Here is an 18,011-nt window from a genome sequence, read left to right on the forward strand (position 1 = left end):
ATCACCACGGCGACCACGTTCACCTGGTTCGCCACGGCGAGCACGACCGCCAGGGCGATGGAGACCCCGCGCGACCAGCGCGTCTCGCTGTCGAGCCGGATGAAGCTCCTGATGATCGCCGAGGCGTTCACCGGATTCGTCCTGCTGGCCCTCGTGATCTCGCGGGCCGTCAACATCCTCAGCTGACGACCGGGGCGATCCGCCTCCGGAGGGTCAGACGTGCGCGGGGGCGAGCGCGTCGATCGCGGCGCGGTAGGCGTCGATCGAGCGAGGCTCGCCCGGGGCGGTCATGAACGTGTCCCGGATGACGCCGGCCTTGTCGATGAGGAAGGTCGCGCGGGTCGCGTAGCCCTTCGCCTCGGTGAACACGCCGTACTGCTTGGCGACGTCGCCGTGCGGCCAGAAGTCGGAGAGGAGCGTGAAGTCGTAGCCCTGCTTCTCGCCCCAGGCGCGCAGCGTGTGCTTGGAGTCGACCGAGATTCCGATCAGCTCCACGTCGGCGTGCTCGAAGAGGGAGAGGTTCTCGCGCAGCGCGCAGAACTCGCCCGTGCAGGTGCCGGAGAAGGCGAGGGGGAAGAACACCAGGGCGACGTTGCGCCGCCCGTGGAAGTCGCCCAGCTGGATGCGCTCGCCGTACTGGTTCGCGAGTTCGAAGTCGGGAGCCAGGGTCAGCTTCTCGAGAGCCATCGGTCCGATGTCCTTCCGTGCGCACGAGAGTCGCGCGAGCACGAGGGGCAATGCTAGACCCGCTCCGCGCAGACTCCAAGGAACATCCCGTCTCCCCCGATCACGGGCCGGTCGACGCGTCCCGTCTGGCGCTCTCCTACAGTCGTCGGCGCTCATTCCTCGTGGATCACCACAGTGCGATTCCAGGTTCGGGGCACGGGAATCGCTAGGCTGACGGAGGTGCCCGCGCGCGGCTCGTCATCCGAGCCCCGGATCCGCGGATCCGCACCGCTTCATGAGAGTGATGTCTCGGGCACGATCTGCCCCCAGAGAGAGGTCGAGGGTGACTGTTAACGATCAGGACCCGTATTCCGTCGGTCACGTGGACTCGGACCCCGAGGAAACGTCGGAGTGGAACGAGTCGCTCGATGCGCTCGTCGAGGAGCGGGGCCGGGGTCGCGGGCGCGACGTCATGCTCAGCCTCCTCAAGCGCTCCAAGGAGCTCCACCTCGGCGTGCCGATGGTGCCCACCACGGACTACATCAACACCATCGCGCCCGAGAACGAGCCCGACTTCCCGGGCGACGAGGACGTCGAGCGCCGCTACCGCGCGTGGATCCGCTGGAACGCGGCCATCCTCGTGCACCGCGCGCAGCGTCCCGGCATCGGGGTCGGCGGCCACATCTCGACGTACGCGTCGAGCGCCTCGCTGTACGAGGTCGGCTTCAACCACTTCTTCCGCGGCCAGGACCACCCGGGCGGCGGCGACCAGATCTTCATCCAGGGCCATGCCTCCCCCGGCCCGTACGCGCGCGCCTTCCTCGAGGGACGCCTGAGCGAGCACCAGCTCGACGGATTCCGCCAGGAGAAGTCGCACCGGGGCGGCGGGCTCTCCAGCTACCCGCACCCGCGGCTCATGCCGGAGTTCTGGCAGTTCCCGACCGTGTCGATGGGCCTCGGCCCGATCAACGCCATCTACCAGGCGCAGGCGAACAAGTACCTCACCAACCGCGGCATCAAGGACGCTTCCGACCAGCAGGTCTGGGCGTTCCTCGGCGACGGCGAGATGGACGAGGTCGAGTCGCGCGGTCAGCTCCAGGTCGCCGCGAACGACGGCCTCGACAACCTGAACTTCATCGTCAACTGCAACCTCCAGCGCCTCGACGGACCCGTCCGCGGCAACGGCAAGATCGTGCAGGAGCTCGAGTCGTACTTCCGCGGCGCGGGCTGGAACGTCATCAAGCTCATCTGGGGCCGCGAGTGGGACGACCTGCTCGCCCGCGACACCGAGGGCGCGCTGCTCGACCTGATGAACAAGACGCCCGACGGCGACTTCCAGACCTACAAGACGGAGGACGGCGCCTACGTCCGCGAGAACTTCTTCGGCCGCGACCCGCGCGCCAAGAAGCTCGTCGAGGGCTACTCCGACGAGCAGATCTGGGGCCTGCGCCGCGGCGGCCACGACTACCGCAAGATCTACGCGGCCATGAAGGCCGCGACGGAGCACAAGGGCCAGCCCACCGTCATCCTCGCCCACACCATCAAGGGCTACGGTCTCGGCCGCAGCTTCGAGGGCCGCAACGCGACCCACCAGATGAAGAAGATGACGCTGGACAACCTCAAGTCGTTCCGCGACACCATGCGCATCCCGATCACGGACGCGCAGCTCGAGGAGAACCCCTACCTCCCGCCGTACTACCACCCCGGTCAGAACGACGAGGCGATCGAGTACCTGCAGGAGCGCCGCCGCGCGCTCGGCGGTTATCTCCCCGAGCGCCGCTCGAAGTACACGCAGCTGAACCTCCCCGAGGACTCGGCCTACGCGGTCGGCAAGAAGGGCTCCGGGACGCAGGAGATCGCCACCACCATGGCGTTCGTCCGCATCCTGAAGGACATCCTCCGCTCGAAGGACTTCGGCAACCGCGTCGTCCCGATCATCCCGGACGAGGCGCGCACCTTCGGCATGGACGCGTTCTTCCCGAACGCGAAGATCTACAACCCGCGCGGCCAGCACTACACGTCGGTCGACCGCGAGCTCCTCCTGGCCTACAAGGAGAGCCCGCAGGGCCAGATCCTCCACGTCGGCATCAACGAGGCGGGCGCCCTCGCGGCGTTCACCGCGATCGGCACCTCGTACTCGACGCAGGGCGAGCCGCTCATCCCGGTCTACGTCTTCTACTCGATGTTCGGGTTCCAGCGCACGGGCGACGCGATCTGGGCGGCCGGCGACATGATGTCGCGCGGCTTCATGATCGGCGCCACCGCAGGACGCACCACGCTGACCGGCGAGGGCCTCCAGCACGCGGACGGGCACTCCCCGATCCTCGCGGCGACCAACCCCGCCGTCGTGAGCTACGACCCGGCCTACGGGTACGAGATCGCGCACATCGTGCAGTCCGGTCTCGAGCGCATGTACGGCGGGAAGCACACCGACCCGAACGTCATGTACTACATCACGGTCTACAACGAGCCGATCGTGCAGCCGAAGGAGCCGGAGGACGTCGACGTCGAGGGCATCGTCCGCGGCATCCACCGCATCTCCTGGGGTCAGTGGGACGGGCCGAAGGCCCAGCTCCTCGCCTCGGGCGTCGCGGTGCCGTGGGCGATCGAGGCGCAGAAGCTCCTCGCCGAGGACTGGGGCGTCTCGGCGGACGTCTGGTCGGTCACCTCGTGGAACGAGCTGCGCCGCGACGGCATCAAGGCCGAGCAGCACAACTTCCTCCACCCCGAGGACGCCGAGCAGGTGCCGTACGTGACGCAGAAGCTGGCCGACGCGAAGGGCCCCTTCGTCGCCGTCTCGGACTTCTCGCACCAGGTCCCCGACCAGCTGCGCCAGTTCATCCCGGGCGACTTCGCGACGCTCGGCGCGGACGACTTCGGCTTCTCGGACACCCGTGCGGCGGCGCGGCGCTACTTCCAGATCGACGGCCCCTCGGTCGTCGTGCGGACCCTGCAGCTGCTCGCCAAGCGCGGCGAGGTCGACCCCTCGCTCGCCGTCCAGGCGATCGAGAAGTACCGCCTCCTCGACGTCAACGCCGGCACCACCGGCAACGCGGGCGGCGAGAGCTGACGGACGAGTCCGTGCTCTCGCAGGAACCCGCACCGTCGAGTGCGCGGGGTCCTGCTCCTTCGTGCGGGGAGCGTCCGGCCACCCGGCCGGGCGCTCCCCGCACGAAGGAGCAGACCCTCGCCTGGCTGCGCACCCTCGCCGGTGAGCTCTCGACGCAGACGATCAAGCGCCTCGAGGACACGCTGCCCTGGTACGGCAGCATGCCCCCCGGTCGGCGCTCGGCGGTCGGCCTCGTCGCCCAGGCCGGCATCACCTCGTTCATCTCGTGGTTCGACGACCCGTCGGCCACGCCGTGGATCGCGGCGGACGTGTTCGGAGCCGCTCCCCGCGAGCTGCTGCGCTCCGTCTCGCTGACGCAGACGCTGCAGCTGATCAAGGTGACGGTCGAGGTCGTCGAGGACCGGATCAAGAACGGCGGGGAGGACCTCCGCGAGGCGATCCTCCTCTACTCGCGCGAGATCGCCTTCGCCGCGGCCGACGTCTACGCGCGCGCCGCCGAGGCCCGAGGCCTCTGGGACGCGCGCCTGGAGGCGCTGGTCGTCGACTCGATCCTCACGGGCGAGGCCGACGACGAGCTGCCCAGCCGGATCGCCGCCCTCGGCTGGCACGGCCACGGCGAGGTCGCCGTCCTGGTGGGCACCGCCCCCAAGATGCTCGACGTCGACCAGCTGCGCCGCACGGCGCGGCACATGGACGCCGACGTGCTGATCGGCGTGCAGGGTAGCCGGCTCGTCCTGGTCATCGGCCGCGCCGAGCCGAGCGAGAACGCCACGGAGGAGACCGGCCCGCCGGTCGCGTTCCTCGAGATCGCGGAGGCGCTCGAGCCCGGCTTCGGGACGGGCCACCTCGTCCTCGGCCACGAGGTGCCGACCCTGGTCGAGGCGTCCCGCAGCGCCCGCGCGGCCCTCGCCGGCTTCGCGGTCGCCCGCTCCTGGCGGAACGCGCCGCGACCGGTCAACGCCGACGACCTCCTTCCCGAGCGCGCCCTCGCGGGCGACCCGCTCGCCCGCCAGAGCCTCATCACGCAGATCTACCGGCCCCTGCAGAAGCACTCGACCGAGCTGCTGACCACGCTGTGGGCCTACCTCGACAACGGCCGCTCCCTCGAGGCGACCGCCCGCGAGCTGTTCGTGCACCCGAACACGGTGCGCTACCGCCTCAAGCGGGTCGCCGAGGTGATCGGCTGGGACGCGACGGGCGCCCGCGAGGCGCTCATCCTCCAGTCCGCCCTCATCCTCGGCTCCATGAGCGACCCGGACGGCGCCGTCCGCCGGAAGCCGTCCCGCCGCTGAGGTCCTCCGCTCGCCGACCCCCTCCCGCCCCTGAACACTTGTAGACCCGCGACAAGCTCTTTGTGCTTTGTCAGTGGCTCCACGCGCCGCACGTGCGAGCGCAGATCGGAAGACTGGATACCGTGATCGTCGTCGTCGCCCCGGGTCAGGGCTCCCAGACCCCCGGATTCCTCGCCCCCTGGCTCGAGATCCCCTCCGTGGCCGAGCAGGTCGCCGCGCACTCGGAGGCGGTCGGCATCGACCTCGCCGCGCACGGCACCGTCTCGGACGCGGACACCATCCGCGACACCGCGGTCGCCCAGCCCCTGATCGTCTCCGCGGGACTCGTGAGCCTCGCCGCCCTCCTCGAGGGCGGACGGCGCGAGCGCATCGCGGGCATCGCCGGCCACTCCGTCGGCGAGATCACCGCGGCTGCCGGAGCCGGGGTCCTCACCGAGGCCGACGCGCTGGTGTTCGTCCGCGAGCGCGCCCGTGCCATGGCCGCTGCGGCCGCCGCCGAGCCGACCGCGATGAGCGCGGTCCTCGGCGGCGACGAGCAGGCCCTGATCGCCCGTCTCGACGAGCTCGGCCTCGAGCCGGCCAACTACAACGGCGGCGGTCAGATCGTCGTCGCCGGCGCGGTCGACGCGCTCGAGGCCCTCAAGGCGGAGCCGCTCCGCGGGACACGCGTGATCCCCCTGCAGGTGGCCGGCGCCTTCCACACCCGCTACATGGCGCCCGCCCGCGACTCCCTCGCCGGCGTCGCCGCCGGGCTGACCCCCTCCGACCCGACGCTCCGGCTCTGGACGAACCGCGACGGGTCGGTCGTCGACTCCGGTGCCGCGTTCCTCGAGCTGCTCGTCGGCCAGGTCGCCTCCCCCGTCCGCTGGGACCTCTGCATGGCGGCCTTCGCCGACGCGGGCGTCACCGGGATCATCGAGCTGGCACCCGCCGGCGCGCTGGTCGGCCTCGCCAAGCGCGGCCTCAAGGGCGTGCCGAGCATCGCCATCACGACCCCCGACGACGTGGACGCCGCCCGCGCCTTCCTCGACGAGCACGCCGCCTAGCAGGAGAGACCCCATGACGACCCCTTCCCTCACCCAGTCCAGCGGCAGCGCGTACACCCGGATCCTCGGCATCGGCGCGGCACGCGGCGACCTCGTCGTTCCGAACGACGACCTGATCGAGCCGATCAACTCCTCCGACGAGTGGATCCGCCAGCGCACCGGCATCATCGAGCGCCGCCGGGCCTCCGCCGACATCCACGCGGTCGACCTCGCGACCACCGCCTCCCTCGAGGCGATCGAGAAGGCGGGCATCCGCCCGGACCAGATCGGCGTCGTACTCGTCTCCACGATCAGCAACACCGTGCAGACCCCGTCGCTGGCCGCGCTCCTCGCGGACCGCATCGGCGCGAACCCCGCCCCGGCGTACGACATCTCGGCCGCCTGCGCCGGCTACACCTACGGCATCGCCCAGGCCGATTCCTTCATCCGCTCCGGCCTGGCCGAGTACGTGCTCGTCGTCGGAGCCGAGAAGCTGTCCGAGCTGGTCAAGTCGACCGACCGCAGCATCTCCTTCCTCCTCGGCGACGGCGCGGGCGCCGCGGTCGTCGGCCCCAGCGACACCGCCGGCATCTCGAAGACCGTGTGGGGATCCGACGGCTCCAAGTGGGACACCGTCGGCATGGACAACCCGCTCGCGGCCTACCGCGACGGCACCGCCGAATGGCCCACCCTCCGCCAGGACGGCCCGTCGGTCTTCCGCTGGGCGGTCTGGGAGATGGCCAAGGTCGCCAAGCAGGCGCTCGCGGAGGCGGGCGTCCAGCCCGAGGACCTCGCCGCGTTCATCCCCCACCAGGCGAACATGCGCATCATCGACGAGCTCACGAAGCAGCTGAAGCTGCCCGAGACCGTCGCTATCGGCCGCGACATCGAGACCACCGGCAACACCTCCGCCGCGTCGATCCCGCTCGCCACCCACCGCCTGCTCGAGGAGCACCCGGAGCTGCACGGCGGACTCGCGCTGCAGATCGGCTTCGGCGCCGGACTGGTGTTCGGCGCGCAGGTCGTGGTGCTCCCGTGACCGGCGCGACCCCACCCCTAAACTGACCTACGGTCACTGACGAACACCCGAAGAACCCCCAAGGAGAGAACCATGGCACTGTCCAACGAAGAAGTCCTCGCCGGCCTGGCCGAGCTTGTCAACGACGAGACGGGCATCGCCACCGACTCCGTCGAGATGGACAAGTCGTTCACCGACGACCTCGACATCGACTCCATCTCGATGATGACCATCGTCGTCAACGCCGAGGAGAAGTTCGACGTGAAGATCCCCGACGACGAGGTCAAGAACCTCAAGACGGTCGGCGACGCGGTCCGCTTCATCGTCAAGGCGTCCGAGTAGTCGTCGCCCGCGCACCCCGTCCTCGTGGCGGACACCCCGGCCGGCGACCGTCGGCCGGGGTGAGCCCGGCACCCACCCACACGGAACAGAGAAGCTCGTCATGACCAAGAAGATCGTCGTCACCGGAATCGGTGCCAGCACTCCCCTCGGCGGGACCGCCCGGGAGTCCTGGAACGCACTCCTCGCCGGCGAATCAGGCGTCCGCTCCCTCGAGCAGGACTGGGTCGCTCAGTACGACATCCCGGTCACCTTCGCCGCCCAGGCCAAGGTCCGCCCGGAGGAGGTGCTCTCCCGCCCCGAGGCGAAGCGCCTCGACCCCTCCAGCCAGTTCGCGCTCATCTCGGCCCGCGAGGCCTGGGCCGACTCCGGCATCACCGACGTCGACCCGCTCCGCGTGGGCGTCGACTACTCGACCGGCATCGGCGGCCTCTGGACCCTCGTCGACGCGTGGGACACCCTCCGCGAGCGCGGACCCCGTCGGGTCCTCCCGATGACCATCCCGATGCTCATGCCCAACGCGGCCGCCGCCGCGATCAGCATGGCCATCCCCTCCCGCGCCTACGCCCGCACCGACGTGTCGGCCTGCGCCTCCAGCACCGAGGCCCTCGCGAACGCCTACGAGCACATGCAGCTCGGCCTCGCCGACGTGGTCGTCGCCGGCGGCACGGAGTCGGTCGTCCACCCGCTCCCGATCGCCGCCTTCGCGTCGATGCAGGCCCTCTCGCGCCGCAACGACGACCCGGCGACCGCCTCGCGCCCCTACGACGTCTCCCGCGACGGCTTCGTCCTCGGAGAAGGCGCCGCGACGCTCATCCTCGAGACCGAGGAGCACGCCCTCGCCCGAGGAGCACGCATCTACGCGGAGCTCGCCGGCGGCGCCGTCACCAGCGACTCCTACCACATCACGGCTCCGGACCCCGAGGGCTCCGCCGCCGCCCGCGCCATGATCGGCGCCCTCGAGCAGGCCGGAGCCGCGCTCACCGACGTCACCCACGTCAACGCCCACGCGACGAGCACCCCGGTCGGCGACATCGCCGAGTACCGCGCCCTGCTGCGCGTCTTCGGCGACCACCTCCCGAACATCGCCGTCTCCGCGACCAAGGCGTCCACCGGCCACCTCCTCGGCGGCACCGGCGCGCTCGAGGCCATCTTCACCGTGCTCGCCCTCCACGAGCGCACCGCACCCCCCACCATCAACCTCTTCGAGCAGGACCCCCAGATCCCCCTCGACGTCGTCACCAGCCCCCGCGCCCTCGGCGACGGACCGCTGGTCGCCATCTCGAACTCGTTCGGGTTCGGGGGGCACAATGCTGTTGCCGCTTTCCGGACGGTGTAGCGGGGCGTAGCCCCGCTCCACCGTGCGGAAAGCGGGCTGCGCCGCTCCTTGCGCGGCGCAGGCGCGTCCGCTGGGGAGGGGGGCGGGGTTTCCGAGGGCCGGTGCGGTGCGGCGACGGTGATCCGCTGGAACGCGGATCCCCGGATACGCCTCGTGCCGCGAGGGATCTGCGCCGCCGTCTGGTGCGGGCTGGTGAGCACGCCGTGCTGGTGGGGAGCGCGGGCTTCGCCGCGGCTCGGGTCGGATGATCGGATCAACGAAGCTGTCCGGGTAAGAGCGCGGGCTTCGCCGCGACTCGGGTCGGACGCTCGGATCAGGGCGGCTGCGCTCGTGGGGAGCGTGCGCCACGCCACGCCACGACTCGAGCCGTCGGCGTCGTGCGCGACAGAGGTGCGGGCGGGTCCACGAGTCTTCCGACGCCCTCCGCCGGAACGCGGTGCTCCGCCGACCGTCTGGTCGACGTGCGCAGCGAGCGGCAACCGCGAGGTGACGACGCGACTTCGAGACGGACCTCTGCCGGAGCGGGGGTCCGCTGGCCGCCTGGTTCAGGGTGCGGGAGCGAGCCGTTCCCGCGAGGCGTATCCGCCGATCCGCGTGCCAGCGGATGGGCGTCGCCGGCCGCCGGCCGCTCCACGGAACCCGACCACCTCCCCGAGCCGACTGCGCGACGCCGCGCGAGGAGCGGCGTCGAACGGGCTCAGCCGACCCCGTGCATCCAGACGACGGGGGCGAAGTCGCCGCCGTAGCGGAAGGGCTCGAGCTCGTCCTCCCAGGCCTGGCCGAGGGCGAGGCGCAGCTCGCGGTGCAGCTCGATGGGGTCGGCGCCGGCGAGCTCCATAGCGGAGCGGATGCGGTCCTCGGGCACGACGGTGTTGCCCGCGCTGTCGGTCTGGGCGTAGAAGATGCCGAGCTCGGGCGTGTGCATCCAGCGGCCGCCGTCGACGCCGGGCGAGGGCTCCTCGGTGACCTCGTAGCGGACATCGGCCCAGCCGCGGAGAGCGGAGGCGATGACGGCACCGGTTCCGACCGGGCCCTCCCAGGCGAACTCGGCGCGCAGTGTGCTGCGGAGCACGGGCTGCTCGATCCAGGCGAAGTTCACGGCACGACCAAGAGCGCGACCTGTCCCCCACTCGAGGTGGGGGCAGAGCGCGCGGGGGGCGGAGTGCACGAAGAGCACACCCCGAGTCTGCTGCGCCACCATGGTGTCCTCCGTTCGTCCCGGTGCGTCTTCCCCAACGACCCGGACCACGGAACACTCTGCGGTGCGCCTTCTTCGATTATGACGGTGGACGTGCCACCACGCCCGATCATGCAGGAGCGGCGGACCTCCGTCAAGGCGGCTCGCCGCGCCTGCTCGACCGGCCGTGGGCGGCTCCTGCCTATACTCGGGTCGTCCGCGCCGCCGGACGCCGCACACCGCCAGACGCCCGCCGGGAGGAGCACCGTGTCCGTCCGCGACGGCCTGCTCGCCCTGCTCACGCTCGGCCCCGCCTACGGCCTCCAGCTGCACGCCGAGCTCCTCGACCGTGCCGCGCACCGGCCCCGGGTCAACGTCGGCCAGATCTACTCGACGCTCGAGCGCCTGCGCGAGCGGGGCCTCGTCGTCTCGGCCGGGTCCACCGACGACGGCCTCCCCCTGCACGCGCTCACCGACGAGGGCCGCGCGGAGGCGGCCGCCTGGCTGACGGGTGATGGAGCGTCCCCGGAGGAGGACTGGGACGACGTCCTCGACCGGGTGCTGCTGGCCTCGAGCCTGTCCGGCTCCGACCTCGCCGCCGTCCTCGACGCGTACGAGAGCTCGCTGCCCACCACCGCCGACGAGCAGGCGGAGGAGGAGGACGCGCACCCGCAGCGCCGCCTCGCCGCGATCGCCGCCCGCGTGCGGGAGGAGGCCCTGCGGCGCCTCCTCGAGGCGGCCCGCGACGAGCTCACGGGCGACGGGCCGGGACGGGGCGTCCGCGGATACGCTCTCGAGCGTCCCCGCCGGGGCCGTCGAGCCTCGAGCTAGGACGAGACAGGCGCGGGTGCCGTCGCCTAGGGTGGTTCGCATGTCCCGCACCCCCCTCGGTCTCCGCGTCCCCTCCCGGGCGCGCCGGCGCCTCGTCGCCGCCGGAGCGGGCACGGTCCTCGTCCTGTGCGCCGCCCTCGCCGCTCCGCTCTCCGCGTCCGCCGCCTACGACCCGTCCGACTACCCCTCGTGGTCCGATGTCGAGGCCGCGAAGTCGAGCGAGAGCGCCACCGCCGCCGAGGTCGACCGCATCACCGCCTTCCTCGCCGACCTGCGCGACCAGGCCGCCGCCCTCACCGACGCCGCCATCAGCCGGGCCGCCGAGGCGGACGCCGCGCAGAGCGCTCTCGACGAGGCGACCCAGCGCGTGAGCGCCCTGGAGGAGCGCGCCTCCGCCGCCCGCTCGGACGCCGACGCAGCGAAGGAGCAGGCCGGCCGTCTCGCCGCGCAGCTCTACCGCAACGGCGGGACCGATGCGACGCTCAACCTCCTCATCGGCGGCGACGAGTCGAGCGAGCTGCTCTACCGCCTCGGCACCATGACGCAGCTCACCCAGCAGACCAGCCGACTCCAGACCGCGGCGCAGTCGACCGAGAACCAGGCCGTCTCCCTCGCCGCTCAGGCCGAGCAGGCCCGGGGCGAGCGCGTCTCCCTCGCCACCGCCGCGGCCGACGCGCTCTCGGCCGCCCGCTCCGCGCAGGCCGAGGCCGACGCCAAGGTCGCCGACCAGGAGAAGTACAGCCAGGAGCTCTACACCCAGCTCGCCTCGCTCAAGAACACCACCGCCGAGATCGAGCGGGAGTACGCCGACGGCCAGGACGCGAAGTCGGCGTTCGAGGAGCAGCAGCGCCTCTCCCGCCTCGCCGCCGAGGCCGAGGCCGCCCGCCAGCGCGCCGCGTCGGCTCCCGCCGCGGCCGCGGCTCCGGCAGCGCCCTCCAACGGTGGAGGCGGCGGAGGCGGCCCGGTCGAGCTCGGCGACGACGACCCGACCGGCGCGCGCAACAGCTCCGCCAAGACCATCGCCGCCCTCGGCACCTACGCCGGACGCACGGACGGCCTCTCCCCCGCGCAGGCCCAGGCCTACGCCCGGACCGCTGTCGGCCGCTTCGGCTGGGGCGCCGATCAGGTCGACCGGTGTCTCATCCCGCTGTGGAACGGCGAGTCGGGGTGGCGCTGGAACGCGCTGAACCGCTCCTCCGGCGCCTACGGCATCCCGCAGGCCCTCCCGGCGAGCAAGATGGCCAACTCGGGAGCCGACTACCAGACGAACGCGGCGACGCAGGTCGACTGGGGTCTCTCGTACATCAAGAGCGCCTACGGCTCGCCCTGCAGCGCGTGGTCGAGCTGGAACAACCGCTCGCCGCACTGGTACTGATCCCGCGTCTCACTTCGCCTGGTCGTAGGAGTCGACGACGGCGACGGTGACCGGGAAGTCGACCTCGCCCTCTCCGAAGAGCGAGCGTCCGGCACGCACTGCAGCCTCGCGGACGATCGCGGCGACCCGCTCGTCGACGTCGGCGGGGGCGTGCACGATCACCTCGTCGTGCAGGAAGTAGACGAGGTGCGCCCGGCCGACCGCGCCGCCCTCGGCGCGCAGTCGCGCCCGCAGCTCGCCCATCCAGCAGAGCGCCCACTCGGCCGCGGTCCCCTGCACCACGAAGTTGCGGGTGAAGCGTCCCCACTCGCGCGCTCGCGCCGCATCCGCCGAGAGCCCCTCGGGGCCGGGAGGCGAGCTGCGCCCGAGCCATGTCGAGACGCTCTCGCCGCGCTCGCCCGCCCGAGCCGCCGCCTCGACGTGCGCGACCGAGCGCGGGTAGGCACGGGCGAGCCTCGGGAGCAGCCGCCCGGCCTCCCCGCTCGTCGCCCCGTACATCGCCCCCAGCATCGCGACCTTGGCCCGCGGCCGGTCGGGGACCACGCCGGCGTCGACGATGCCCTGGTAGAGGTCGCGGCCCCGCCCGGCGGCGGCCATGGCCGAGTCGCCCGAGAGCGCGGCGAGGATGCGCGGCTCGAGCTGCGCGGCATCCGCGACCACGAGGCTCCAGCCCGGATCCGCGGTGACCGCGGCGCGGATCTGCCGCGGCAGCTGCAGCGCCCCTCCGCCCGAGGTCGCCCAGCGGCCGGTGACGACGCCGCCCACCACGTACTCCGGCCGGAACCGGCCGTCGCGCACCCACGTGTCGAGCCAGGCCCAGCCGTTGGCGGTGAGCAGCCGGAAGAGCTTCTTGTACTCCAGGAGGGGCGGCACCGCGGGATGCTCGAGGGACTGCAGCTCCCAGGAGCGCGTCGACTCGACCGGCAGCCCCGCGCGCCGCAGCGCCTTGAGGAGCTCGGCCGGCGAGTCGGGATTGAGCTCGGGCGCGCCGAGCTCGTCGCGCAGACGGACGGCCAGCGCCTCCAGCAGGGCCGGGCGGCCGCCGAAGAGCGGGCGGGGGCCGAGCATCCCGGTGAGCACCCGGTCGTGCACATCGGCGCGCCACGGCAGCCCCGCGTGGGCGATCTCGCGAGCGATCAGGGCGCCGACGGACTCGGCGGCGAGCAGCAGGCGGAGCCGTCCGGCCTCGGCGGCGCCGGAGAGCGCCTCCTCCTGCCGGGCCAGCTCGAGGACGGGGTCGAGCTCGTCGGAGCCGCCCGCCGCCTCCTCGAACCCGATCAGCGTGTCCTGCGCGGCGGGGGCCGCGGCTCCCGCGTCCCACGGGTCGAGGGGGGAGCGCGCGAGAGCCGATGCGGCGGCGGAGACCGAGCGGCGGAGGATCGCGCGGGCCAGCCGGAGGTCGTGGCACCGGGCGACGACCACGCCGGCCGACAGCAGTGCGGGGTACCAGCGCGCGGTGTCGTCCCAGACCCAGCGCGGGCGCTCCGGCTCCCGCTCCCGGACGAACGCCGCCAGCTCGGCCGGGCCCCGGCCGCTCCCGGCCTCGGCGCCGCCGACGGGGTCGACCGCCCGCCACGCCCCCGTGGGGCCGCCGACGAGTGCGAGGAGCATCGGGCCATTCTCCCCCGCGGCGGACACGGAGGCCGCCGTCGCGGGGACGGCCGGGCCCCCTCTCGCTGAAGGAGTCACGGCGACGGCCGCGAGGGCGGGTAGCCGGGGAAGGGCTTCTCCTGCGCCGTCGGCGGCTGATGGGCCCACAGGGCGGCCGCGATGGTGTCCATCGAGCGGGAGTAGCCCACGAGCGTCCGCCTCTCCGGCTCGGCCGCCCAGGTCACCGCGCGGAACCAGGTCTCGCGGTACGGGCCGGTCTCGATGCGGCGCACCAGGCCGACCCGGCCGGTGCGCAGGGCGTCGACCATCACCCACTCGTCCTGCCCGCTGCTGCGCAGCATCTGGAGCGGACTCCACTCGATCATCGCGCCTCCCACCGGTCGATCCGCGGCCGTGGCGAGCACGAGCGCCGCGGCGTACACTCGCAGACTATCGAACACATGTTCGAACGGCCAACCGGGTCCGGCGAGTGAACGGGAGCACGACGATGGCGGTGATCGACGAGACGGCGCTGGTCTCGACCGACGGCGAGGGAGTGCCGATCGCGCTCGAGTGGCGGGGCGGGAGCTACCGGGTGACCGACCGGCCGACGGTGTGGACCTGCACGAGCGAGTGGTGGGCGCCCCTCGAGGGGTTCCCGCCGACGTTCGGGCGCACACCCGTGAGCATCGGCGGCTGGCGCTTCCAGGCGACGGACCTCGCGACCGGCGGAGCGTTCGTGCTCGACGTGGTCGCGTCGACGGAGCCGCAGTGGAGCGTGGTGCGGATCTACGAGTAGTGCCGGCGCGAGGCCGGCCGGGCGGCTACTTGTCGGCCGACCAGGGCGCCCGCGTCATGGCGATGAGAGCCGCGACTCCGGAGACGAGGCCGACACCGGCGATGGCGGACACGACGAGCCAGAGAACGAGTTCCATGCCGCCAGTCTACCGAGCCCCGGAGCGGATCCTCTCCGCCCCGCTTCCATCCCCCGGCTATGGAATAGCCTGGGCAGAGTGACCGACGCCCCCACCCGCGCGAGTGTCGGACTGCGCTCGGAGCGCGGCCCGATCCTGCTGTCCCTGATGATCTCGACCGCTCTGGTCGCCCTCGACGCCACGATCCTCTCGACGGCCGTGCCGTCCATCGTCGCCGACCTGGGGGGCTTCGAGCAGTTCCCCTGGCTGTTCTCGATCTACCTGCTGGCCCAGGCGGTCTCGGTCCCCCTCTACGGCAAGCTCGCCGACGTGATCGGGCGCAAGCCCATCATGCTGATCGGCATCGCCCTGTTCCTGGTCGGCTCGCTCCTGTGCGGCCTCGCCTGGAGCATGCCCGCGCTGATCGCGTTCCGAGCCCTGCAGGGTCTGGGGGCCGGAGCGATCCAGCCGATGGGCATCACCATCGCCGGCGACATCTACACGGTCGCCGAGCGTGCGAAGACCCAGGGCTACCTCGCGAGCGTCTGGGGCATCTCCTCGGTCGTCGGGCCGACGCTCGGCGGCGTGCTCTCGGACCTGGGCGCCTGGCGCGGCATCTTCCTCGTCAACATCCCGCTGTGCCTCCTGGCGGCGTTCCTCCTGATCCGCAGCTTCCGCGAGACCACCCGGGGCGAGAAGCAGCGGATCGACGTGGCGGGCGCCTCCGTGCTCGCCGTGGGCACCGCGCTGCTCATCCTCGGACTGCTCGAGGGCGGCAGCGCCTGGCCGTGGCTCTCCCCCGCCGGAGTCGGCGTGTTCGTCGTCTCGGCCCTCGCGTTCGCCGGCTTCGTCGCGATCGAGCGGCGCGCGGCCGCCCCGGTGCTCCCCCTCTGGGTCCTCACGCGGCGCGTGCTGATCTCGACCAGCCTGGTCTCGGTGACCGTCGGCGCGATCACGCTCGGCGTCACCTCGTACTTCCCGACCTTCGCGCAGGGCGTGCTCGGCAGCTCCGCCCTCGGCGCGGGCTTCGCCGTCGCGGCGATGACGCTCGGCTGGCCGGTCGCGGCGTCCCTGTCGGGCCGGCTCTACCTGCGCATCGGCTTCCGCAACACGGGCTTCCTCGGGGCGGGGCTCGTCGTGATCGGCACGGCGCTGACCATCCTGCTCGGCGCCTCCTCGACGCTGTGGGAGATCGCCGGCTTCTGCGTGCTGATCGGCGCCGGTATGGGGCTCGTGGCGACTCCGACGCTGATCCGGGCGCAGTCGAGCGTCGACTGGAACGAGCGCGGAGTGGTCTCCTCGACAAACTTCTTCGCCCGGAACATCGGCAGCGCCGTCGCCGTGGCCGTGTTCGGCGCGATCGTGAACGCGAAGGCGGGCGGCGGCGTCCCCGCACCGGCGGACCTCGCCGAGGGCACCCGCTTCGTCTGCATCGCGCTCACGGTCCTCGCCGTGGGAATGCTCGCCGCGGTCTGGGCGATGCCGAAGGAGGGGCGCCCCGCGCCGGACGAGGATCGGGTGGCGAAGGCCGAGCCCGACGCGGCCCGGCCGGACGCGGCCCAGCCGGACGCGGCCCGGCCGGACGCGGCCCAGCCCTAGCCGACAGGCGGCGCCGTCGGTTCTCGTCGTCAGCCGGAGCGGCGCGCCGCGGCCGTCGCTCGCAGGCGGTCGCGATGGGTGCGGCGCACCCGGTGCGTCCAGCGCTGCAGGGACGACCCCATCCCGGGGTGCCGCGCAAGCGTGTGCAGAGCGCGGTCGAACCGGCGGAGCATGTCGGCGAAGGCGCCGAAGGGGCGGGCCGAGATACCGACCTCGAGGTGGCGGTCGAGCACGATCCGGTGCCGGAGTCCGAGATGCACGCTGATCTCGACGTCGTCGTGCACGTAGGCGTCGTGCCGGTGCATCTCCTCCGCGATCTCCTCCCACGCCGACCGGCGGACGGCGCAGTTGGAGCCGAAGAGCGGCCAGTTGGCCAGCGCCGACCCCATCAGCACGAAGTAGGCGTCCATGTAGGCGACCCGCGCGATCACCCGGGCGATCGGGCCGAGCTCGTCGAAGCGTCCGGGACCGGTCACCGCTCCGACCTCGGGGTCGGCGAAGTGGCCGGCCAGGCGCGCCAGCCAGTCGGGTCCCGGGCGGGAGTCGGCGTCGAGCCGTGCGAGGACGTCGCCGTGCGCCTCGTCGAAGCCGTGCGCCGTGCTCGCCGGGATCCCGGCTCCGTCGTGCCGCACCACCCGCGCGCCCGCCGCCCGCGCGACGGCGGCGCTGTCGTCGGTGCTCCCGTCGTCGACGACGACGATCTCGAACGGAGCGAGCGTCTGCTCGCGGAGGAGCTCGAGCAGCTGCTCGAGGTGGCGGGCGTCGTCCTTCACGGGGACGACGACCGAGATGCGCCGGTGATCCATCCGCCCAGTCAACGCGATCGGGGCGCTCACCGGGGACACCGCCACACGTCTCGCGCGAGCCCGGACCTGTCAACCGGCTCCCGAGCGCGCCGGATCCGCTGATGGGATCGACCCGTGTCCGCCGGATCGGCGGCCCGATCGAGACAGGAGACGACATGACCCAGGGACCTCGAGACCTCCGGCCCACCCGTGCACTGGTGACCGCCTCGGACTCCGGCATCGGCCGGGCGACCGCGGTGGCACTGGCCGAGGCGGGCATGGACGTCGGCATCACCTGGCACAGCGACGAGGAGGGCGCGCAGGGCACGGCGGAGGAGGTGCGCTCCCTCGGCCGGCGCGCCGAGATCGCGCGCCTCGACACGACGGATCTGGAGGGCGCGGGCGACGTGATCGACGACCTCGTGGATCGACTGGGCGGGCTCGACGTCGCCGTCAGCAATGCGAGCGGAGGCGGGGGCGAGCCCTTCCTCGAGCAGAGCCTCGACAGCTGGCGCTCGACCGTCGCCCTGAACCTCGACGGAGCGTTCGTCTGCCTCCAGCGCGCCGCGCGGCGCATGGCGGCTCAGGGCACGGGCGGCAGGATCATCGCGGTCACCAGTGTCCACGAGCACCAGCCGCGGGTCGGCTCTGTCGCCTACACCGCTGCCAAGCACGGGCTGGGCGGCCTGCTGAAGGTCGCCGCACTCGAGCTCGGCTCCCTCGGCATCACCGTCAACGCCGTCGCCCCCGGGGAGATCGCGACGCCGATGGACGACGCCGAGGACGTGGACCCCGTCACGATCGACCGCCCCGGCATCCCCCTCGGCCGCCCCGGCGACGCCCGCGAGATCGCGGCGGTGGTCGCCTTCCTGGCCTCTCCCGCCGCCTCCTACATCACCGGATCCTCATACGTCGTGGACGGCGGGATGCTGCAGATGGGGCCGCAGGCCGGCTCCCACCTCCGGCAGGACGACTGGCGCGAGGCCTGAGC

Annotated in this window: 16 protein-coding genes and 1 pseudogene; 12 read left to right on the plus strand and 5 right to left on the minus strand. The window is 72.5% G+C overall.

The window, feature by feature from the left end:
* Nucleotides 1-186, plus strand: a pseudogene (locus tag C5C27_RS17890) (hypothetical protein); the annotation flags it as partial.
* A 27-nt stretch (nucleotides 187-213) separates the two neighbouring features.
* Here the strand turns inward: C5C27_RS17890 and C5C27_RS03995 are convergent.
* Nucleotides 214-687 (minus strand): peroxiredoxin, encoded by a 474-nt coding sequence (locus tag C5C27_RS03995; RefSeq protein ID WP_104238203.1) that lies wholly within the window; start codon nucleotides 685-687, stop codon nucleotides 214-216.
* 322 nt (nucleotides 688-1,009) lie between these two features.
* On the opposite strand from C5C27_RS03995, the gene aceE reads away from it, so the two are divergent.
* The 6 genes from aceE to C5C27_RS04025 all read left to right on the plus strand — a co-directional run bounded on the left by aceE (nucleotide 1,010) and on the right by C5C27_RS04025 (nucleotide 8,749).
* Nucleotides 1,010-3,736, plus strand: a complete 2,727-nt coding sequence (gene aceE / locus C5C27_RS04000) for a pyruvate dehydrogenase (acetyl-transferring), homodimeric type (protein ID WP_104223467.1) — start codon at nucleotides 1,010-1,012, stop codon at nucleotides 3,734-3,736.
* A gap of 125 nt (nucleotides 3,737-3,861) precedes the next feature.
* Nucleotides 3,862-5,028, plus strand: coding sequence for a CdaR family transcriptional regulator (locus C5C27_RS04005; RefSeq protein WP_181027189.1), 1,167 nt, complete (start codon nucleotides 3,862-3,864; stop codon nucleotides 5,026-5,028).
* Nucleotides 5,029-5,150: 122 nt separating this feature from the next.
* Nucleotides 5,151-6,074 carry an ACP S-malonyltransferase gene (locus C5C27_RS04010; RefSeq protein WP_104226672.1) on the plus strand — a complete coding sequence of 308 codons (924 nt, stop codon included), beginning with the start codon at nucleotides 5,151-5,153 and terminating at the stop codon, nucleotides 6,072-6,074.
* Nucleotides 6,075-6,087: 13 nt separating this feature from the next.
* Nucleotides 6,088-7,092, plus strand: a complete 1,005-nt coding sequence (locus C5C27_RS04015) for a beta-ketoacyl-ACP synthase III (RefSeq protein WP_104313684.1) — start codon at nucleotides 6,088-6,090, stop codon at nucleotides 7,090-7,092.
* A 72-nt stretch (nucleotides 7,093-7,164) separates the two neighbouring features.
* On the plus strand, nucleotides 7,165-7,413 hold the full coding sequence (locus C5C27_RS04020; protein WP_104223463.1) for an acyl carrier protein: 249 nt from the start codon (nucleotides 7,165-7,167) through the stop codon (nucleotides 7,411-7,413).
* Nucleotides 7,414-7,513: 100 nt separating this feature from the next.
* Nucleotides 7,514-8,749 carry a beta-ketoacyl synthase gene (locus tag C5C27_RS04025; RefSeq protein WP_104226673.1) on the plus strand — a complete coding sequence of 412 codons (1,236 nt, stop codon included), beginning with the start codon at nucleotides 7,514-7,516 and terminating at the stop codon, nucleotides 8,747-8,749.
* A gap of 697 nt (nucleotides 8,750-9,446) precedes the next feature.
* Here the strand turns inward: C5C27_RS04025 and C5C27_RS04030 are convergent.
* The gene (locus C5C27_RS04030) at nucleotides 9,447-9,950 is read right to left on the minus strand and encodes a DUF3145 domain-containing protein (RefSeq protein WP_104226674.1); all 504 of its coding nucleotides are present in this window, start codon (nucleotides 9,948-9,950) and stop codon (nucleotides 9,447-9,449) included.
* A 243-nt stretch (nucleotides 9,951-10,193) separates the two neighbouring features.
* Here C5C27_RS04030 and C5C27_RS04035 point away from each other — a divergent pair, with 243 nt between their 5' ends.
* Together C5C27_RS04035 and C5C27_RS04040 are read left to right on the plus strand one after the other, a co-directional pair.
* Nucleotides 10,194-10,757, plus strand: coding sequence for a PadR family transcriptional regulator (locus C5C27_RS04035; protein ID WP_181133439.1), 564 nt, complete (start codon nucleotides 10,194-10,196; stop codon nucleotides 10,755-10,757).
* A gap of 40 nt (nucleotides 10,758-10,797) precedes the next feature.
* Complete coding sequence (locus C5C27_RS04040) at nucleotides 10,798-12,132, plus strand: hypothetical protein (RefSeq protein WP_104238207.1); 1,335 nt, start codon at nucleotides 10,798-10,800, stop codon at nucleotides 12,130-12,132.
* Between the two features lie 9 nt (nucleotides 12,133-12,141).
* On the opposite strand, the gene C5C27_RS04045 is transcribed toward C5C27_RS04040, so the two are convergent.
* Both C5C27_RS04045 and C5C27_RS04050 read right to left on the minus strand, forming a co-directional pair.
* Complete coding sequence (locus tag C5C27_RS04045) at nucleotides 12,142-13,743, minus strand: bifunctional 3'-5' exonuclease/DNA polymerase (RefSeq protein WP_104313686.1); 1,602 nt, start codon at nucleotides 13,741-13,743, stop codon at nucleotides 12,142-12,144.
* A gap of 74 nt (nucleotides 13,744-13,817) precedes the next feature.
* On the minus strand, nucleotides 13,818-14,165 hold the full coding sequence (locus tag C5C27_RS04050; protein ID WP_104313687.1) for a hypothetical protein: 348 nt from the start codon (nucleotides 14,163-14,165) through the stop codon (nucleotides 13,818-13,820).
* Nucleotides 14,166-14,212: 47 nt separating this feature from the next.
* Here C5C27_RS04050 and C5C27_RS04055 point away from each other — a divergent pair, with 47 nt between their 5' ends.
* Both C5C27_RS04055 and C5C27_RS04060 read left to right on the plus strand, forming a co-directional pair.
* Nucleotides 14,213-14,521 carry a hypothetical protein gene (locus C5C27_RS04055; protein WP_104226677.1) on the plus strand — a complete coding sequence of 103 codons (309 nt, stop codon included), beginning with the start codon at nucleotides 14,213-14,215 and terminating at the stop codon, nucleotides 14,519-14,521.
* A 283-nt stretch (nucleotides 14,522-14,804) separates the two neighbouring features.
* A complete protein-coding gene (locus C5C27_RS04060) occupies nucleotides 14,805-16,235 on the plus strand; it encodes an MDR family MFS transporter (RefSeq protein WP_104313700.1) in 1,431 nt (476 codons plus the stop codon).
* Between the two features lie 29 nt (nucleotides 16,236-16,264).
* On the opposite strand, the gene C5C27_RS04065 is transcribed toward C5C27_RS04060, so the two are convergent.
* Nucleotides 16,265-17,041, minus strand: a complete 777-nt coding sequence (locus tag C5C27_RS04065) for a glycosyltransferase family 2 protein (protein ID WP_104223456.1) — start codon at nucleotides 17,039-17,041, stop codon at nucleotides 16,265-16,267.
* A 155-nt stretch (nucleotides 17,042-17,196) separates the two neighbouring features.
* Between C5C27_RS04065 and C5C27_RS04070 the strand changes: the two genes are divergently transcribed.
* Nucleotides 17,197-18,009 carry an SDR family oxidoreductase gene (locus C5C27_RS04070; protein ID WP_104313701.1) on the plus strand — a complete coding sequence of 271 codons (813 nt, stop codon included), beginning with the start codon at nucleotides 17,197-17,199 and terminating at the stop codon, nucleotides 18,007-18,009.
* The last annotated feature ends 2 nt before the right edge of the window (nucleotides 18,010-18,011 follow it).

The sequence above is a fragment of the Rathayibacter sp. AY2B7 genome (assembly GCF_002931635.1).
GTDB lineage: Bacteria > Actinomycetota > Actinomycetes > Actinomycetales > Microbacteriaceae > Rathayibacter.